16 protein-coding genes and 1 pseudogene are annotated in these 15,848 nt (G+C 71.2%); 7 read left to right on the top strand and 10 right to left on the bottom strand.

What is annotated here, in order from left to right:
* Positions 1 to 8: 8 nt before the first annotated feature.
* From J1M64_RS20345 to J1M64_RS06195, 3 genes and pseudogenes are all read right to left on the bottom strand, one after another.
* Positions 9 to 566, bottom strand: coding sequence for an isochorismatase family cysteine hydrolase (locus tag J1M64_RS20345; RefSeq protein ID WP_307872384.1), 558 nt, complete (start codon positions 564 to 566; stop codon positions 9 to 11).
* Positions 567 to 590: 24 nt separating this feature from the next.
* Positions 591 to 1,409 (bottom strand): annotated as a pseudogene (nadE, locus tag J1M64_RS20340) (ammonia-dependent NAD(+) synthetase); the annotation flags it as partial.
* A 56-nt stretch (positions 1,410 to 1,465) separates the two neighbouring features.
* Positions 1,466 to 3,124 (bottom strand): long-chain fatty acid--CoA ligase, encoded by a 1,659-nt coding sequence (locus J1M64_RS06195; protein WP_206473496.1) that lies wholly within the window; start codon positions 3,122 to 3,124, stop codon positions 1,466 to 1,468.
* 173 nt (positions 3,125 to 3,297) lie between these two features.
* Here J1M64_RS06195 and J1M64_RS06190 point away from each other — a divergent pair, with 173 nt between their 5' ends.
* On the top strand, positions 3,298 to 4,050 hold the full coding sequence (locus tag J1M64_RS06190) for a PAS domain S-box protein (RefSeq protein WP_154830180.1): 753 nt from the start codon (positions 3,298 to 3,300) through the stop codon (positions 4,048 to 4,050).
* Here the strand turns inward: J1M64_RS06190 and J1M64_RS06185 are convergent.
* On the bottom strand, positions 4,016 to 4,843 hold the full coding sequence (locus tag J1M64_RS06185) for an alpha/beta fold hydrolase (RefSeq protein WP_206473494.1): 828 nt from the start codon (positions 4,841 to 4,843) through the stop codon (positions 4,016 to 4,018). The two genes, J1M64_RS06190 and J1M64_RS06185, sit on opposite strands and share 35 nt — an antisense overlap.
* A 45-nt stretch (positions 4,844 to 4,888) precedes the next feature.
* On the opposite strand from J1M64_RS06185, the gene J1M64_RS06180 reads away from it, so the two are divergent.
* Positions 4,889 to 6,397, top strand: a complete 1,509-nt coding sequence (locus J1M64_RS06180) for a hypothetical protein (protein WP_206473492.1) — start codon at positions 4,889 to 4,891, stop codon at positions 6,395 to 6,397.
* Here J1M64_RS06180 and J1M64_RS06175 read toward each other — a convergent pair.
* From J1M64_RS06175 to J1M64_RS06165, 3 genes are all read right to left on the bottom strand, one after another.
* Positions 6,321 to 6,836, bottom strand: a complete 516-nt coding sequence (locus J1M64_RS06175; RefSeq protein WP_206473490.1) for a GNAT family N-acetyltransferase — start codon at positions 6,834 to 6,836, stop codon at positions 6,321 to 6,323. The genes J1M64_RS06180 and J1M64_RS06175 overlap by 77 nt on opposite strands.
* Positions 6,833 to 7,390 carry a DUF2599 domain-containing protein gene (locus J1M64_RS06170; protein ID WP_206473488.1) on the bottom strand — a complete coding sequence of 186 codons (558 nt, stop codon included), beginning with the start codon at positions 7,388 to 7,390 and terminating at the stop codon, positions 6,833 to 6,835. Before J1M64_RS06170 ends, J1M64_RS06175 begins: the two co-directional genes overlap by 4 nt.
* A 250-nt stretch (positions 7,391 to 7,640) precedes the next feature.
* Complete coding sequence (locus J1M64_RS06165) at positions 7,641 to 8,210, bottom strand: DUF1697 domain-containing protein (protein WP_206473486.1); 570 nt, start codon at positions 8,208 to 8,210, stop codon at positions 7,641 to 7,643.
* 49 nt (positions 8,211 to 8,259) lie between these two features.
* Here J1M64_RS06165 and J1M64_RS06160 point away from each other — a divergent pair, with 49 nt between their 5' ends.
* Entirely contained in the window at positions 8,260 to 8,700 is a 441-nt protein-coding gene (locus J1M64_RS06160) for an SRPBCC family protein (protein WP_154830186.1), read from the top strand.
* Here J1M64_RS06160 and aroD read toward each other — a convergent pair.
* Together aroD and J1M64_RS06150 are read right to left on the bottom strand one after the other, a co-directional pair.
* Positions 8,697 to 9,476 (bottom strand): type I 3-dehydroquinate dehydratase, encoded by a 780-nt coding sequence (aroD, locus tag J1M64_RS06155; protein ID WP_154830187.1) that lies wholly within the window; start codon positions 9,474 to 9,476, stop codon positions 8,697 to 8,699. The two genes, J1M64_RS06160 and aroD, sit on opposite strands and share 4 nt — an antisense overlap.
* Before the next feature lie 38 nt (positions 9,477 to 9,514).
* Complete coding sequence (locus J1M64_RS06150; protein ID WP_154830188.1) at positions 9,515 to 9,997, bottom strand: DUF4262 domain-containing protein; 483 nt, start codon at positions 9,995 to 9,997, stop codon at positions 9,515 to 9,517.
* Between the two features lie 190 nt (positions 9,998 to 10,187).
* On the opposite strand from J1M64_RS06150, the gene J1M64_RS06145 reads away from it, so the two are divergent.
* Entirely contained in the window at positions 10,188 to 11,324 is a 1,137-nt protein-coding gene (locus J1M64_RS06145; protein ID WP_206473484.1) for a patatin-like phospholipase family protein, read from the top strand.
* Positions 11,325 to 11,335: 11 nt separating this feature from the next.
* Here J1M64_RS06145 and J1M64_RS06140 read toward each other — a convergent pair whose 3' ends face one another.
* Positions 11,336 to 11,926, bottom strand: coding sequence for a DUF732 domain-containing protein (locus J1M64_RS06140; RefSeq protein WP_206473483.1), 591 nt, complete (start codon positions 11,924 to 11,926; stop codon positions 11,336 to 11,338).
* A 133-nt stretch (positions 11,927 to 12,059) separates the two neighbouring features.
* Between J1M64_RS06140 and J1M64_RS06135 the strand changes: the two genes are divergently transcribed.
* Genes J1M64_RS06135 through J1M64_RS06125 form a run of 3 tightly spaced genes read left to right on the top strand, consistent with a single transcriptional unit; the run spans position 12,060 to position 15,794 of the window.
* Positions 12,060 to 12,998 carry a sterol desaturase family protein gene (locus J1M64_RS06135; protein ID WP_206473481.1) on the top strand — a complete coding sequence of 313 codons (939 nt, stop codon included), beginning with the start codon at positions 12,060 to 12,062 and terminating at the stop codon, positions 12,996 to 12,998.
* 10 nt (positions 12,999 to 13,008) lie between these two features.
* Complete coding sequence (locus tag J1M64_RS06130; protein WP_206473479.1) at positions 13,009 to 14,481, top strand: FAD-binding oxidoreductase; 1,473 nt, start codon at positions 13,009 to 13,011, stop codon at positions 14,479 to 14,481.
* Positions 14,478 to 15,794, top strand: a complete 1,317-nt coding sequence (locus J1M64_RS06125; RefSeq protein ID WP_206473478.1) for a class I SAM-dependent methyltransferase — start codon at positions 14,478 to 14,480, stop codon at positions 15,792 to 15,794. Before J1M64_RS06130 ends, J1M64_RS06125 begins: the two co-directional genes overlap by 4 nt.
* Positions 15,795 to 15,848: the final 54 nt, after the last annotated feature.

Raw genomic sequence — 15,848 nt, 5'->3', positions numbered from 1 at the left:
CCGTCGGGTCAGTCCCCGTCGGGCCAGGCGCCGGTTCGCAGGAGCTCGAGGCTGGCCTCCTGGTCGATGATCGGCTGGCGCATCTGGTCGGCGCAGAAGTCCAGCAGCGCCTCCGACAGGGCGGAGTTGTCCGACGAGATGGCACCGCGGGCGACCGCGACGTGGAGGTTCTCGGCGAATCCGTCGATCGCCGTCTGCGACACGCAGCTGTGCGTCGACACCCCGCACAGCAGCAGGTGGTCCACGCCGAGCTGCTCGAGCCGGGCCTTGAGCTCGGTCTCGAAGAAGGCGCTGTCGCGGGTCTTGACCACCTCCACGTGATCGCCCGTGGCCAACTCGTCGAGGAACTGCGCCTGCTCGGTGCCGGGGAACGCGAAGCCCTGGTCGTCCTCGCACATGTTGAGCGTCCACGTGGACTTGTCGCGGGAGTGCTCGGTGCGCACCAGCACGACGGGTCGTCCGGCGTCGTGGGCGGTACGGATGAGCTCGTTGACCCGCGGCACCAGCTCGTCGCGCACCGTCGCCAGTTCGGGGAACTCGAAGTACGAGTTCTGCATGTCGATCACCACGAGAGCGGTCTGCTCCCCCGGACGCCACCACGTGTCCGAGACCTCGACCGGCGTGGTGCGCTTGTGCCGGTTACGGTGCCACACCGACTCGATCGTCCGCGCGACGTGCTCGGGGACGTCGCGGCCCTCGAGGTAGTCATCGATGTCGTCGTAGCGCAGGCCGAGCTCGTCCTCGTCGGTCTGGCCCTCGTTCTCGTCCAGCAGGTCGGCGGTGGGAACCTTGTCCCACAGCTGTTCGGGCGCACCGAGGTGGCGCAGCAGCGCGCGCCCCTGACGCTTGTTCAGGCCCGACAGCGGCAACACGTCCGCGGCGCCGTCGCCGAACTTCGTGAAGAACCCGGTGACGTTCTCGGCGGCGTGGTCGGCGCCGATCACCAGTAGTCCGCGGTCCCCGGCAAGCGCGTACTGGGCGACCATGCGGTGGCGCGCCTTGGCGTTGCCCTTCGTGAAGTCGGTGAGCTCGGCCCCCGTGCCCTCCCGGATCGCCCCGTTGAGGGCGTCGACCCCCGGTGCGACGTTCACGGTCACGGTCTCGTCGGCGTCGACGAACTCCACCGCGGCGACGGCGTCGGCCTCGTCGTGCTGCACCCGGTAGGGCAGGCGCATCCCCACGAACACCGCGTCCCCGCCCTCCGCGCGGATCCGCTCCACCGCGAGCTGGGCTAGACGACCGGCCAGTGTCGAGTCCACCCCGCCGGACAGTCCCAGCACGTACCCTTTGGCGCCGCTCGCCCGCAGGTAGTCCACGAGGAACCGCACCCGACGGTCGACCTCGGCGGCCGGGTCGATCTCGGGCTTCACCCCGAGGTGGTCGATGATCGTCCTCTGAAGTTCACGCATGGCCCCATTGTGTGGATGCGCCGCGGCGGCGCGCCACCGGAGGCCGGTGGCCACGTTCAGGCGAAGAGTTGCTCGATCTCCGCCGCGTAGAGATCGTCGACCACCCGGCGTCGCAGCTTCATCGTGGGTGTGAGCTCGTGCCCGGGGCGCCAGTCCTGCCGGAGCACCGTGTACTTCTTGATCTGCTCGACCCGCGACAGCGTGGCGTTGGCGCGATCGACCTGCGCCCGGATCGCCTTCTCGAGTTGCGGGTCGCCCGCCCGCTGCGGGTCCGCCACGATCAGGGCGACGTTGTAGGGGCGTTGATCGCCGATCACGGCCACGTGGGAGATCGCGTTGCCCGCCGAGCGGATGGCCATCTCGATGTTGGCCGGGGACATGTTCTTGCCGGCCGCGTTGATGATCAGCTCCTTCTTGCGGTCGACGATCCACAGGTAGCCGTCCTCGTCGAGCCGGTCGATATCGCCCGTGTGGAGCCACCCGTCGCCGTCGATCGCCTCGGCGGTCTTCTCCGGCGCACCGCGGTACCCCCGCATGACCTGCGGGCCGCGCACCGCCACCTCGCCGTCCTCGGCGATCCGGACTTCGACGGTGTCGAGCGGCTTTCCGACGCTCCCGAGCTTGATGGCGTCCGGGGTGTTGGTGGCCACACAGCACGAGACCTCGGACATCCCCAGCATCTCGCAGAGCGGGAGGCCGAGGGCGGTGAAGAACTCCAGGACACCGCGAGGGGTCGGGGCCGCCCCGGTCACGACCCAGCGGGCCTCGTCGAGTCCGATCTTGGCCCGCAGCGCCTCGGCTACCTGCGGGTTCGCGACGGAGTCGGCCACGGCGTCACCCGGGTAACCCGCCTCGAGCGCGGCCTTGAGCTTCTCCCATACCCGCGGGACGGCGCCGAACAGGGTCGGGCGCGTGGCCGCGAGCGCGGCCGGCAGCTCCGCCATGTCGGCCACGCACGTCACCGTGTTGGCGTAGGCCATGAAGCCGGAGTAGTGCGAGGTCCAGCGATCGGCCACGTGGGCCGCGGGCAGGAACGAGATCTGGCGCCCGTGTCCCGGCAGCGGGACCGCGTGATGGACTCCGCGAAGCTGCGTGATCATGCCCTCGTGGGTGAGCTCGACGCCCTTCTGCGGCCCCGTGGTGCCGGAGGTGTAGATGAGCGTCAGCAGGTCGTCGGGGCGGATCGCCTCGGCGCAGGAGAAGTCGAAAGCGGTCTCCTCGGCGGCCAACTCGCGCAGCAGGTCGTCGTGGTCGTCCGGGCTCTCGTCCACCAGGACGAGCCGCTCCACCGCCGGGGCGGACCCCCGTGCAGCCCCGAGGACCCCGACGAACGCCGACTCGGTCACTATGGTCTTCACACCGGCGTCCGCCAGGACGTAGGCGAGCTGATCCGGCGCCGACGTGTTGTAGAGACTGAACGGCACGGCGCCGAGCACCGTCACGGCGGTGTCCACGAGGTGGAACTCCGGTCGGTTGCGCAGCATCAGGGCGACCGGCTCGCCCGGGGCCACACCCAGCTCGCGGAGCGTGCCGGCGATCGCCCCGACCCGTGCCCGGGCCTGTGCGTATGTGACCTCGGCTCCCGTCTCGTGGGAGCGGAGCGCGACCTCGCCCGGGTGGGCGGCAGCCGTGGCGAGGAACAGGTCGGCGAGGGTGCCCGATTCCGACAGGCGGGTGGCGATCGCGGACGCGGACGGGGTGGCGGTGGAGGTCACAATGGTTTCCTGGGGGTTGTCGGGGCGCTCGCGGTGGTCGCAGTGTCGTCTGACTCACATTCTCGCCGGGTTCGTGATCGCGGTGACACCCCCGGAAGTCGTGGAGGATCACCCGAACGGGTGCCGGCCCCGGCGGGCCGGGCCGGGCACACACGCTGCCGTAGCCTGGGCTGATGCACGACGATCCGTCCCTCGACTACCGGGACCTCCTGGCCCGGCTCGCGGATGTCGTCTACGCCGTCGACACCGACGGCAGGTTCACCTACATCAACCCCGCCGGCGAACGGATCTTCGGCTGGGACCTCGCGGATCTGATCGGCGAGCACTTCGCCAAGGTCATCGACCCCGACGCTCTCGCGGAGACCGTCGAGCACTTCCGACTGGGGATGGCCAGCGCCGACCCTGGGCGCTACTTCGAGACGCGGATCCTGCAGCCGGACGGCCAGGTCCGAGACCTGGAAATCCACGCCGGGAACATCTACCGCGGCGGCCGGCTGGTCGGCCGGCAGGGCGTCGGCCGGGACATGACCGAGCTGCGCCGGCTCCAGGCCAGCCTGGCCACCAAGACCAGGCGCCTGGAGCTTCTCGAGGAGCAGCAGCGCGCCGCGCTCGAGGTCTACCGGCGCCTCAACCTCATGGTCGGCGGCGCCGGCGGTGACCCGGGCCGGACGGAACAGGCGCTCGACGCCGTGGAGAGCTCGCTCCAGCTCGAGACGGCGCGCGTGATGGGGTTGCAGGACGACCTCGAGATCATCGCCCTGATCGCCGACGGCTACTCCAACCAGGAGATCTCAGACCGTGTCCACCTGAGCGTGCACACGGTCAAAGACCGCGTCAGCCGCATCATCACCAGGCTCGGCGCCCGCAGTCGCGCCGCGGTGGCCACCCGCGCTAACGAGGCGGGGCTGCTGCGGTCTCGTCAGTGAGGCCCCCGATGAAGGCCGACACCGCCCGCGGCCACGCCTCGACCTCCGTCGGGGAGCGAGCGACCTCGAGCCGGGCGTCCGGCAGCAGCTCCAGCAGGTGCTCGGCCACCTCGAGCGGGTGGGAGGCGTCCTGCGGCCACGCCAGCAGCAGCACCGGCATCCGCAGCCGCCCGATCTGCTCCTCCGGCGGCAGGTCGGTCGCGGCCGCCCCCCGGAACGCCGCGGGCAGCCACTCGTCCGCCACGTCGGGCGCGGTGACCGGCCGGGCCGGGTCGATGGCCGGCGAGGTGGGCGGCTGCCGGGTCACCTCGGACCACCGGGCCCCGCCCCAGCGTTCCACCTGCCGCGCGGCCAGCTCGTACACCCGCGACTGTTCCCGCCGCCACTGCCACACCGTCGGCGGGATGCCCAGCGTGAGGGAGGCGAACCGGTCCGGCTCGGCGGCCGCGGCGGTGAGGAGCGTGGCCGAGCCCATCGACTGCCCCACCCCGTGTACGCGCCGGCCCGGGAACTCCTCGTCGAGGAGCGCCAGCAGGTCGCGGGCCAGCGCCGGCCACGTGTAGTCGTCCGGGTCCGCGGTGCCCGGGGACTCACCGTGACCGCGGGCGTCGTAGCGCACGACCCGCAGGCCGTCGCGGCCCGCCGTGAGGTCGAGGCCGAACACCTCGTCGCGGCGCCGGCTCGAGCTGAGCCCGTGCAACTGCACCACCGGCAGCCCGTCCCCGCGTACGTCGCGGGCGAGCGCGGGCCCGTCCCCGCCGGGCCGGGCGTCGAGCCGTCTCGTCGTCGTCACACTTCGCGCCTTTCCCCGTAACACGCCGCCCCTACCGTCCGGGCCATGAGGCTCACCACCGTAACGCGGATGTCGCTCCCCGACGGCGTCGTGCACCGGTTTGCGACCGATGTCACCCCAGCTCACGGCGAAGATCGATCCCCCTCGTTCGACCAGGCGCGCCACGCCTCGCTCGGCCCCCGCCCGGGCTCGTGGATGGCCGTGGCGTTCACGCTGCCGTTCCCGGCCGACCGGGACGAGGTCGCGCGGGCGTGGCTCGCGGTGGTCGCGCGCCACGAGACGCTGCGCACGGTGCTCACCGGAGGCGGGTACGACCGCGACGAGCACGAGGGGAGGACCGACCGCGACGACCGCGACGACCGTGACGACGACAACGACGACGAGCTGCGCCTTCGGCCCGTGACCGTGCGGCCACTCGGGTGGCGGACCCCGCCCGCGGAGCCGGAGGAGGACCCGAGGGCCGTCCTGCGCCGGGTGTTCGACAAGGCGTGCTGCCCGTTCGCCCGGCCGGCGCACGCGCTGTGCCTGGTGGAGCCGCGGGACGAGCGGGAGCGGCCGGTCGTGGTGATCGGGCTCGACCACTGCCACGTCGACGCCTGGTCGCTGCTGGTGCTGATGCGCGACTTCTGCTCGTGCCTCGACGACCTGGCCTGCGGCCTCGAACCGGGCACCTGCCTGCCGCCGGCGACGGCGTTTGCCGCCCACACCGCCGAGCTCGCCGCCCGCCCGCCCGCGCCGGACGAGGTGCACCGACGCTGGGCCGCGATCCTGGCCCGCGGCGGCGGTGAGATGCCGGTATTCCCGCTCGACCTGGGCGACATCTCCACCCCGCTCGAGGAGGTGGTCGAGGTGCGCGACGTGCTCGACCCGGCCGGGGTCGCCGCCCTGGATGAGGCGGCCGCCGCCGGCGGAGTACGCATGATCTCGCTGGCGATCGCCGAGATGACGGCCGTACTCCACCGCCGCGCCGGGGTGGGCCTGCGCGCGGTCCTGCCTGTGCACTCCCGCCACGATGTGCGCTCCGCCCGCTGGAACGACTCGGTGGGGTGGTTCATCACCAACTCCGTGATCGAGTGCGACGACCCCGACCCGGCCGCGTGCGCGGTGGCCGTGCGCGAGGCCGTCGACCTCGGTTCGCACGCACTGGGGCCGATACTCGCCCCGTACGGCGGGATGCCGCACACCCCGGGGATGTTCGCGATCTCGTGGCTCGACCACCGCCGCCTGCCGGTTGACGTGGACCTGAGCCTCAGCCCGCAGCACGTGTCGGCCGCGATCCGGACCGACGGGGTGATGGTGTGGTTCGTGGTCAGCGGTTCGGGGCTGCACGTGCGCTGCCGCTATCCGGGCACCGAAGCCGCCCGCGGGTCGGTGGGGGGTTGGCTCGACGAGCTGTGCGCCGGGCTGGTCCGCCGCGCCACCCCGGCCGCCGGTCGCACCGGGCCGGGCGGGCAGGTCGAGGCAGACCACGAGCAGGTCAGTGGGGCGGCGCGCCGGACTCCGGTCCCAGGTCGGCCTGCAGCCACCCCACGTCGAGCCACCGCCCGTGCTTGAACCCGATCCGCTCCAGCCGGCCCGCCTCGCGGAACCCCATGGCCAGGTGTAGAGCCACACTCGGCTCGTTGGGAAGGGTCACGATCGCCAGCAGTCGGCGGAACCCGGCCGCCTCGAGCCGGGCGAACAGCTCCCGGTACAGCGACCGCCCCAACCCGAGGCCGTGCGCGCCCGGATCGACGTAGACGCCCACCTCGCATGACCAGCGGTACGCCGCGCGGTCCTTGACCGGCCCGGCGTAGGCGTACCCGACGATCCGGCCGTCGAGCTCGGCCACCAGCCAGTCGTACCCCGCCAGTGCCCGGTCGATCCGCGCCGCGAACTCGTCGACCGGCGGCACCTCGGTCTCGAACGTCGCCGTGGTCTCGCGGACGTACGGCGCGTACACGTCCAGACAACCGGCGGCGTCGGCCACGGTGGCGCGGCGGATCGCCCTCACACCTCCGGCCCTCCCGGGTTGCACCCCTCGGCCAGCATGCGCTCGGGCGAGACCACCGGCCGCCACGGCTCGAGATTCCAGGTGGGCTTGTCCGGCTCGAGCAGTCGCGCCCAGGTCCAGTGGCAGTCGAACTGCTCCCACATCCCCGGGCTGTCGGCCTCGGGGACGAGCCGGACGACCTCCCGCCAGGCCGTTCGCGAATCGTCGTCCCCCCACGCCTGGCGGCCGGCGGTGGACGGGGCGACCTCGAGCGTCACCCCGTAGTCGGAGTCGCCCCAGGTCGCGGCCTCGATGAACGGCGGGACGGGCGAGGGCGAGCCCCACTCCGAGGGGACGGGACTGTCGGTGGCGGGGGACGACGACCGCGCCGGGGGCGGGGACTCCCGCGGCGCGGCCGTCGGCACCCGCGCCGCCGAGGTGGACACGGACGTCGCGCCCGCGTCCCCGGGCGCGGGCTCCCGCGGGTCCGACGAGCACCCACCCAGCGCGATGGCCGCCAACAGCACGGCGCCGAGTGCGGCGGCAGTGGATCCGGTGGGCGGGCGGTGGGACATCGCTCGCAGTCTGCCACGGGCAAAGGGTTGCGTCCGAGCACGTGTGCAGAGGATCCTGTCTGCGGAAGGGAACCCGGCGCAGGCGGAGAGCCCGCACGCCACCCCTCCCACAGAAGGAGCGTGACCGATGCCCCCGTTCGACCTCTCCCAGCTGCAGGCCATGTGGGACGGGATCTTCCCCGCGATCTTCGGGCCCCTCGCTGCCTTCGTCGACACGATCGGCGCGTCCGTCCAAGGGCCCTGACGCGTCTCAGCCCACCGCGAGGATCTTGTGTAGCGTCCGGAGGTTCCTGCTCGTCAGGTGACGGTCATGCGCTCGGTTGCCGAAGGCCTTGCCGGCGGCCGAGTTCAGCGTCGCCCCCTTGGGAACCCGCCAGTACACGCACCCTGATCCCGCTGTCACAACCTCGGTGCCGCCGGGCTCGATCGCCGCGCCCATCGCCTCGGCGACCGCCCGGGTGACCGCCGGGTCATCGGAGAAAACGACGTAGTCGTGGTGCTCGTCGAGCGACTCGAACGGGTACGCCGCCACCGCCTCCTCGACCGCATCGCGGGTGAGGACCTGCACCACCGCGTCGTAGCCGAACCTGTCGGCGTAGGCGGCTTCGAGCACCGCCCGGAGTTCGTCCTCGGTGCGTGGGTCGGTGAGCACAACGTTCCCGGTGGCGAGGACGGTTCTCACCTCCGTGCAGCCCGACTCCTCGGTGCAGGCCCGCAGGTCCGCCATCGCGATCCTGGCCGACCTGCCCACGTTGATCCCCCGCAGCAACGCGACCTTGCGGTCTGCGCTCGACCCGCCGGGACCGGCTGCGGCGATCATGGACCGATCCTCGCACCACGGGCGGGCCGCGAGGGTAACTTTGGCGACCATGGCAGTGTCAGTGCAGTCAGTGACCACGATCGAGGCCGGCATCCCGGAGATCATGGAGGTCCTCGCCGACGTCGAATCCCTCGTCGACTGGTCGGAGGCCCACCGCGAGGTCGAGATCCGCGAGGCCGACGACGAGGGGTGGCCGATCGTGGTGTGGGAGAAGATCGCGCAGTACGGCGTGACCGACGAGATGGTCGTGCGGTATGAGTGGTACGACGGGGAGGTGAGCTGGTCGCTCGTCGAGAGCAGCACCCAGAATGTGCAGAACGCGCGTTATGTGCTGACGGACAAGGGCGACGGCACCACCGAGGTGGTCTTCGACCTCGAGGTGGACCTCAAGATCAAATTTCCCGGAGTGATGCTCAAGAAGGCCCAGAAGCACATCGCGGACGTGGCCACCTCCGGCCTCCGCAAGGAGGTCCTGCGGCGCTACGGCTAACCCAGCAGATCGAGCGCGGCCCGCACCCCGGCCGCCGGCAACTGCCCCGGCGCCGAAGCCGCGCCCACGGTGGCGAAGGTGGCCGCCGATCCGAACGTGCCGCCGCCGATACGCGTCACCGCCCCGAGCGCGCCCATAGACATGGTGATCAGCGGAATACCGGCGACGCGGTGGCGACTCTCGGTGGCCGCGATCAGCGTCACCACGTCGGCCGCCGAGCGGGGCATCACGGCGATCTTGGCCACGTCCGCCCCGGCGGCTTCCATGGCCTCCAGTCGAGCGACGATCTCCGCGGCCGGCGGGGTGGCATCGAAGTCGTGGTTCGACGCCACCACCGAGGTGCCGTGCGCGTGGGCCGCCTCGATCGCCCGTGCCGCCCGCGGGTGCCTGTGCTCGACGTCCACCGCCGCCACCAGGCCGGTCGCCGCGAGAGATGCGACCAGCGCGATGTAGGCGTCGTCGGTGATCCCGGCACTACCGCCCTCGGCCGTGGTGCGGAACGTGGCCAGGATCGGAGTGTCCGGAAGCAGCCCGGCCAGGGCCTCGAGCGCTGCCACCGCCGGGCCGGGATCGGTCGACGTCCCGGCCTCGGCGGCGGCCGCCCCGGACCGGGCGGGGGCGGGCTCGTAGAGGTCGACCCGCCACTCGACGAGATCGACCACGGGATCGTCGGCCAACGCCGCGGCCTGCTGCTCCAGTTGCGTGAGGTCGCCGGCGGTGATCGGGACGATGATCGACGGCGAACGCGCATCCAGGTGCAGCTGGTGACGGGGCATGGTTAGACCCTACGACGACCCCCGCCGGGCCCGGACCGTCAGCTACACCCCTCGCAGGGGCACGGCCGGCGGGCCGGGATCAACTCCAGCGCGGCCAGGCCCCCGGTTCCGGAGGTGCGGTAGTACCTGCCCGCCCAGCGCAGGGTGCGGGACGGCCGGCGTACGGGGACCAGTTCCCAGGTCGGGCCGCCGGAGCCCTCGCACAGCAGGTGCCCGGCATCGAAGACCTGGCCGGCCAGGACGGTCTCGCCCCACCGGCCCAGCAGATCGGCGGTCTCCCGCGCCGACAGGCCCCGCACGAGCAACTCGGGGTGCCCCAGATCCGTCAGTCCGATGGTGTAGCCGAACCTGTCGTCCGGAGGAAGTGGTGTGGCGGCGCAGTCTCCGCAGTCGCAGCCCTCGCCGACGTGGACGACGTGCATCCCGGAGCGCTCGACGTTAGCGGCGACCCGCAGCATGTCGCGGTCGATGGTGGGGGCGTAGGCGGAGCCGGTACGGGGCGGGATGGCGGTGTGGGACATGGGATCTCCTCTGTGCGGGTGTATCGGGCCCGGTGCCCGGCGTCGAACAGGTGCTCGATGCGATGCTGACGGTAGATCCCACCTACGACACGGACCGTGGAGTTGACGTCCTGTACCCGGACGGGACGGGTGCACACTGGGGGCGGACACGCGGGGGACGCGTGGTCGGACTCGACCGGAAGGGGCGCCTGTGAGGGTCGCGTTGGCACTGGGCTCGGGCGGGGCGCGTGGATACACGCACATCGGCGTGATCCGTGAGCTGCAGGCACGTGGACACGAGGTGGTCGGTGTCTCCGGGGCGTCGATGGGTGCCGTCGTGGGTGCTCTCTACGCGGCCGGCAAGCTCGACGACTTCGAGGAGTGGGTGCGGGGCCTGACCCAGCCCGCCGTCCTGCGGCTCCTCGACGTCTCCTTCGCGGGCGGCGGCGCCATCCGGGCGAACAGGATCATGGCGGTGATCGGGGCGATGTTGGACGACGTCCGCATCGAGGACCTGGAGATCCCGTTCACCGCCGTCGCCACCGATCTGCGGGCCCGCCGGGAGGTCTGGTTCACCCGCGGTCCCGCGGACGTGGCGGTGCGGGCGTCGTTCGCCATCCCCAGCGTCATCACCCCGGCGTTGGTCGGAGGGCGGTTGATCGTCGACGGTGGCGTGACCAACCCCGTCCCGCTGGAACCGTTGGCGCCCGTGAACAGCGACCTGCTGCTGGCGGTCTCGCTGACGGGGCGTCGGTCCGGGATCCGAGGGTCGACGTTCCAGGAGAGTTCGGATCCGGACGAGGTGTCCCCCGAGGCCGAGCCCAAAATCTCCCGGAGAGGCGTCCCGGCCGGGCCGGGGCCGGCGGGCAAGCTGACCGGTCGGATCCGGACCGCGGCGGCGGACGTCCGCGACGGCGACCTGGTGCGATTGATCGCCGCGCGATTCGGTCAGGATCCGGCTGTTCCGGAGGACGAGGACTCATCGGACGGCAGCGGTGACGCGGTGGACGACCTGGTCGACGGTGTCGACGACGGGGCGGCCGGGGACCGGGTGCCCGGTCAGCCGTCTGACGTGGTGGAAGAGGTGGTCGACGAGGGCGAGCAGGAGGTCGCCGCCGATGCCGAGGAATCCCTTCCCGGGTCCCTACGGATCTTCGACGTGGTCACCCACACCATCGAGGCGATGGAGAGCATCGTGACGGCTTACCGCATGGCCGGCAACCGCCCCGATGTCCTGGTGGAGGTCCCCTCGGACGCGTGTTCGACGTTCGACTTCCACCGGGCGGACGAGCTGATCGCGCTGGGCCGCCGCCTCACCGCCGAGGCGCTCGACCGCGCCGGGATCTGACGGGGTCGGTACTAGGTGCCTCCGCCGTTCTCGCCTCCGCCGTTCTCGCCTCCGCCGTTCTCGCCTCCGCCGTTCTCGCCTCCGTCGCCGACGAGTGGCAGGTGCTGCGAGCAGTACGCCTTGACCGCGGCCGTCACCACTGCCGGTGCCTCGGTCACGGGGGCGTCGGGGTGGGCGTCGTTGTACATCTGGAGCACGTCGACGTAGCCGGTCCCCTCGTCGAACGAGGTGCAGGCGTCGCGACCCCGGGTGATGTAGTCCTGCTCGTCCGGCGTGTCCACGCCGACGCGTTGGATGTCGTTCAGGAACTCCTCGTCCGGGTTCGGGCTCTCGCCCCCACCTTCCTCGGAGCCTTCGGGCTGCGGGCCGTTGCCGGTCGTGGCGCCGCCCTCGCCGCCTTCGCCGCCGTCGTTCATCGCGTCACCCACCGCCGACGTGGCCTCGGCGGCGACGGAGCCCACCGCGCTGGTGGCCTCACCGACGGCCTGCTCGGCCTCGCCCTCCTCGCCGCAGGCCCCCAGGGCCAGTGCCAACGCGGCGAGGCCGGACACGGCGGCGAGAGTGCGGGAACGGGTCCGTGCGGACCGGGGTGTGACGGTCACGGTGGGTCCTCCTCGTCAAGTCGGTTGTGCGACACCGGCCCGCGGGGCCGGTGCTGTGGCGAGGGTAATTCACGTGTGCGGCCCGGTCGGGTCCGATTGCCCGAATGTCTGTGAGTGGTGTCACAATCGAGACGTGAACGAGACGGGGTACTCCGAGTCGCTGGGCCGCGCGCTGGGGGCTTTGGCGGACCCGTTGCACGAGCCGGTGCTGCTGGCATTTCCGGTGTTCATCGCCTTCGTCGCCATCGAGTGGATCTCGGCGCGGGTGCTCGAGGCCCGGGAGCCGAGTGGCTACCAGCCTCGGGACGCCGTCACCTCGCTCCTGATGGGCGCCGGTTCGCAGGCGTTCTGGCTGGTCGGGAAGCTGATCGGCCTGGTGATCTACGCCGCGGTGTGGGTCTACCTCGCGCCGTGGCATCTGCCGTCGGATGCCTGGTACACGTGGGTCCTCGCGATCGTCGGCACCGATTTCCTCTACTACTGGTACCACCGCGGCGCGCACCGGATCCGGCTCGTCTGGGCCACCCACCAGGCCCACCATTCGAGCGAGTACTACAACTTCGCGACCGCCCTGCGCCAGAAGTGGAACAACTCCGGCGAGATCGTCGCCTGGCTGCCTCTACCGCTGTTGGGGGTGCCGCCGTGGATGGTCTTCACCGGGTTCTCGATCTCGCTCGTCTACCAGTTCTTCGTGCACACCGAGCGCATCGGTCGGCTGCCCGGACCGGTCGAGTTCGTGTTCAACACCCCCTCTCACCACCGCGTGCACCACGGCAGCGACGCCGAGTACCTGGACCGCAACTACGGCGGGATCCTCATCATCTGGGACCGCCTGTTCGGCACCTTCCGCCCCGAGACCCACCGGCCCACCTACGGGCTCACGACGCCGGTGACCTCGCACAACCCGTTCTGGCTCCAGACGCACGAGTACGTCGCCATCTGGCGGGACCTCCGCGGTGCCGCGAGCTGGCGCGAGCGGCTCGGCTACGCGTTCGGCCCACCGGGGTGGAGGCCCGCCCCGGTGCCGGCACCCATCCCCCGATCATGCGCCGGGGTCCCCGAGCCGCACTAGGGTGGGGCGCATGGGAACTGCCACCAGCCTCGCCGACCCACTCGTCGTGGGTACCGCCCGACATGACGAAGGCGTGCGGCGACTGGTCGAGAGCTTCCGGGCCGTGCCCGCAGGTGAACCGGTTCGGCTGGCCAAGCGGACGTCCAACCTGTTCCGGCCGCGCGCCTCGTCGTCGTCGCCCGGTCTCGACACCTCCGGTCTCACGCGCGTCATCTCCGTCGACCCCGAGGCGCGCACCGCCGACGTCCAGGGCATGTGCACCTACGAGGACCTGGTCGACGCGACGCTGCCGCACGGGCTGATGCCGTACGTGGTGCCGCAGCTCAAGACCATCACCCTCGGTGGCGCGGTCACCGGGCTGGGCATCGAGTCCTCCTCGTTCCGCCTGGGCCTACCGCACGAGTCCGTGCTCGAGATGGACGTGCTCACCGGTACCGGCGAGATCGTCACCGCCCGCCCCGACGGCACCGAGCGCGAACGCGCGCTCTTCCGTGGCTTCCCCAACTCCTACGGCTCGCTCGGGTACGCGGTGCGTCTGCGGATCGCGCTCGAACCGGTGGGGCGCTTCGTGGAACTGCGACACGTGCGATTCGACTCCCTCACCGCGCTCGAGTCGGCGTTGGCGCGGATCAGCGAGGACGAGCGATACGACGACGAGGAGGTCGACTTCCTCGACGGGGTCGTGTTCTCGGCCGACGAGTCGTACCTGTGCCTGGGTCGGCGGACCGACGAGCCGGGGCCCGTCTCGGACTACACCGGGGTGGCCGACAAGCAAGCGATCTTCTACCGCTCGATCCAACACGGCGGTCCCGCCGGCTCGGTGGAGCGCGACCGCCTGACCATCCGCGACTACCTCTGGCGTTGGGACACGGACTGGTTCTGGTGCTCCCGGGCGTTCGGTGTGCAGAATCCGCGCATTCGCAGGTTCTGGCCGCAACAGCTGCTGAGGAGCTCGGCGTACTGGAAGATCATCGGGTTGGACCACAAGTACGACCTGGGCAACAGGATCGGCGCACTCAAGGGCGAGGGCCCGCGCGAGCGGGTGGTGCAGGACGTGGAGGTCACCATGGACCACACCGCCGACTTCCTCGAGTGGTTCCTGCGCGAGGTGCCCATCGAGCCACTGTGGATCTGCCCGCTGCGCCTGCGCGAGTCCAGCCCCTCGCCCGGCGTGGGCGGCGGCCCAGGCTCCGACCGGCCCTGGCCGCTGTACCCGCTGGCCCCGGACACGACCTACGTCAACATCGGCTTCTGGTCGTCCGCGCCGATCGGACCCGGCATGGCCGAGGGGGCGTGGAACCGGCGCATCGAGGAGGAGGTCTCCAGGCTCGGCGGTCACAAGTCGCTGTACTCGGAGGTCTTCTACTCCCGCGAGGAGTTCGCCCAGCTCTACGGCGGTGACCACGCTGGCAGGCTCAAGACGGAATTCGATCCCGAGGGCAGGTTCGCGACCCTCTACGACAAGGCGGTGGGTGCACGGTGACCACGACGAGTGCGGGGACCGCTGGTGCCCCGGGGAAGATGACGATCGGCGAGATCATCGGCGCCTTCGCCGCCGGTGAACCGCCCCTGCGGATCGAGGCCTACGACGGGTCCTCGATCGGACCGGAGAACAGTGACCTGGTGCTGCGGCTGAAGAGCGAGAAGGCGCTGCAGTACTTCGTCACCGCCCCCGGTGACCTCGGGCTCGCGCGGGCCTACCTCATGGGTGAACTCGAGATGGACGGTGTCCACCCCGGGGCGCCCCACGACGTGTTCGGGGCGCTCGAGGTCTTCCGCAAACACATGACCCGCACCCCCGATGCCCGGACCCTCGCCCGGATCGCCCGGGCGGTGGGCACGGAGAACATCAGATTCCTCCCCACGCCGCCCATGGAGGTCAAGCCCGCGTGGAAGCGGGTGGTGTCGGGGATGCGCCGACACTCCAAGGAGCGGGACTCCGAGGTCGTCAGCTACCACTACGACGTGTCGAACCGCTTCTACGAGTGGATCCTCGGGGAATCCATGACGTACACGTGCGCCTGCTACACCGCCCCCGACACCTCCCTCGAGGAGGCGCAGGAGAACAAGTACCGGCTGGTGTTCGACAAGCTGGGTCTCCAGGCCGGCGACCGGCTGCTCGACGTGGGGTGCGGCTGGGGCGGCATGGTCCGCTACGCCGCCGCGCGGGGCGTGCGGGTGATCGGCGTGACCCTGTCCAAGGAACAGGTCGAGTGGGGACAGGCCGCGATCGCGCGCGACGGACTGGGTGACCTCGCGGAGGTCCGGTTGCAGGACTACCGGGACGTACCCGAACGCGACTTCGACGCCGTCAGCTCGATCGGCATCACCGAGCACATCGGCCGCAAGAACTACCACGACTACTTCACCCGGCTGCACAATTATCTGCGGCCCGGCGGGCGCCTGCTCAATCACTGCATCACCCGGCCGGACAACTCGCGCATGGTCAAGGCGGGGCAGTTCATCGACCGGTACATCTTCCCCGACGGTGAGCTCGCCGGCGCGGGGACCGTGCACCTGGAGGCCGAGAACGCGGGCTTCGAGGTGGTGCACGAGGAGAACCTGCGCCAGCACTACGCGTTCACCCTGCGGGACTGGTGCGCCAACCTGGTCGAACACTGGGACGAGGCGGTCGATGAGGTCGGCGAGCCCATGGCCAAACTGTGGGGCCTCTACATGGGCGCGTGCCAGTACGGCTTCGAGCACAACAAGATCCAGCTGCACCAGATCCTGGCGGTCCGGCTGGGCGACACCATGACCTGGGATGTGCCGCTGCGGCCGTGGTGGCAGGCCTGACGAAGGCCTTCGAGGGGCAGGCCGCCCGCGCGGGCATCGCCTGCGCAGCCGGAA

Origin of the sequence: Dietzia sp. KRD202 (assembly GCF_017168155.1) — a bacterium.
GTDB lineage: Bacteria > Actinomycetota > Actinomycetes > Mycobacteriales > Mycobacteriaceae > Dietzia > Dietzia kunjamensis.
This window is presented reverse-complemented; position numbering and strand designations above follow the sequence as displayed.

Bases quoted from the DNA above. Each gene is read 5' to 3' on its own strand.
- aroD (WP_154830187.1), bottom strand. From the start codon at position 9,476: ATGCCCCGTCACCAGCTGCACCTGGATGCGCGTTCGCCGTCGATCATC.
- J1M64_RS06170 (WP_206473488.1), bottom strand. From the start codon at position 7,390: ATGTCCCACCGCCCGCCCACCGGATCCACTGCCGCCGCACTCGGCGCC.
- J1M64_RS06180 (WP_206473492.1), top strand. From the start codon at position 4,889: ATGAGGCTCACCACCGTAACGCGGATGTCGCTCCCCGACGGCGTCGTG.
- J1M64_RS06165 (WP_206473486.1), bottom strand. From the start codon at position 8,210: ATGATCGCCGCAGCCGGTCCCGGCGGGTCGAGCGCAGACCGCAAGGTC.
- J1M64_RS06190 (WP_154830180.1), top strand. From the start codon at position 3,298: ATGCACGACGATCCGTCCCTCGACTACCGGGACCTCCTGGCCCGGCTC.
- J1M64_RS06130 (WP_206473479.1), top strand. From the start codon at position 13,009: ATGGGAACTGCCACCAGCCTCGCCGACCCACTCGTCGTGGGTACCGCC.
- J1M64_RS06150 (WP_154830188.1), bottom strand. From the start codon at position 9,997: ATGTCCCACACCGCCATCCCGCCCCGTACCGGCTCCGCCTACGCCCCC.
- J1M64_RS06160 (WP_154830186.1), top strand. From the start codon at position 8,260: ATGGCAGTGTCAGTGCAGTCAGTGACCACGATCGAGGCCGGCATCCCG.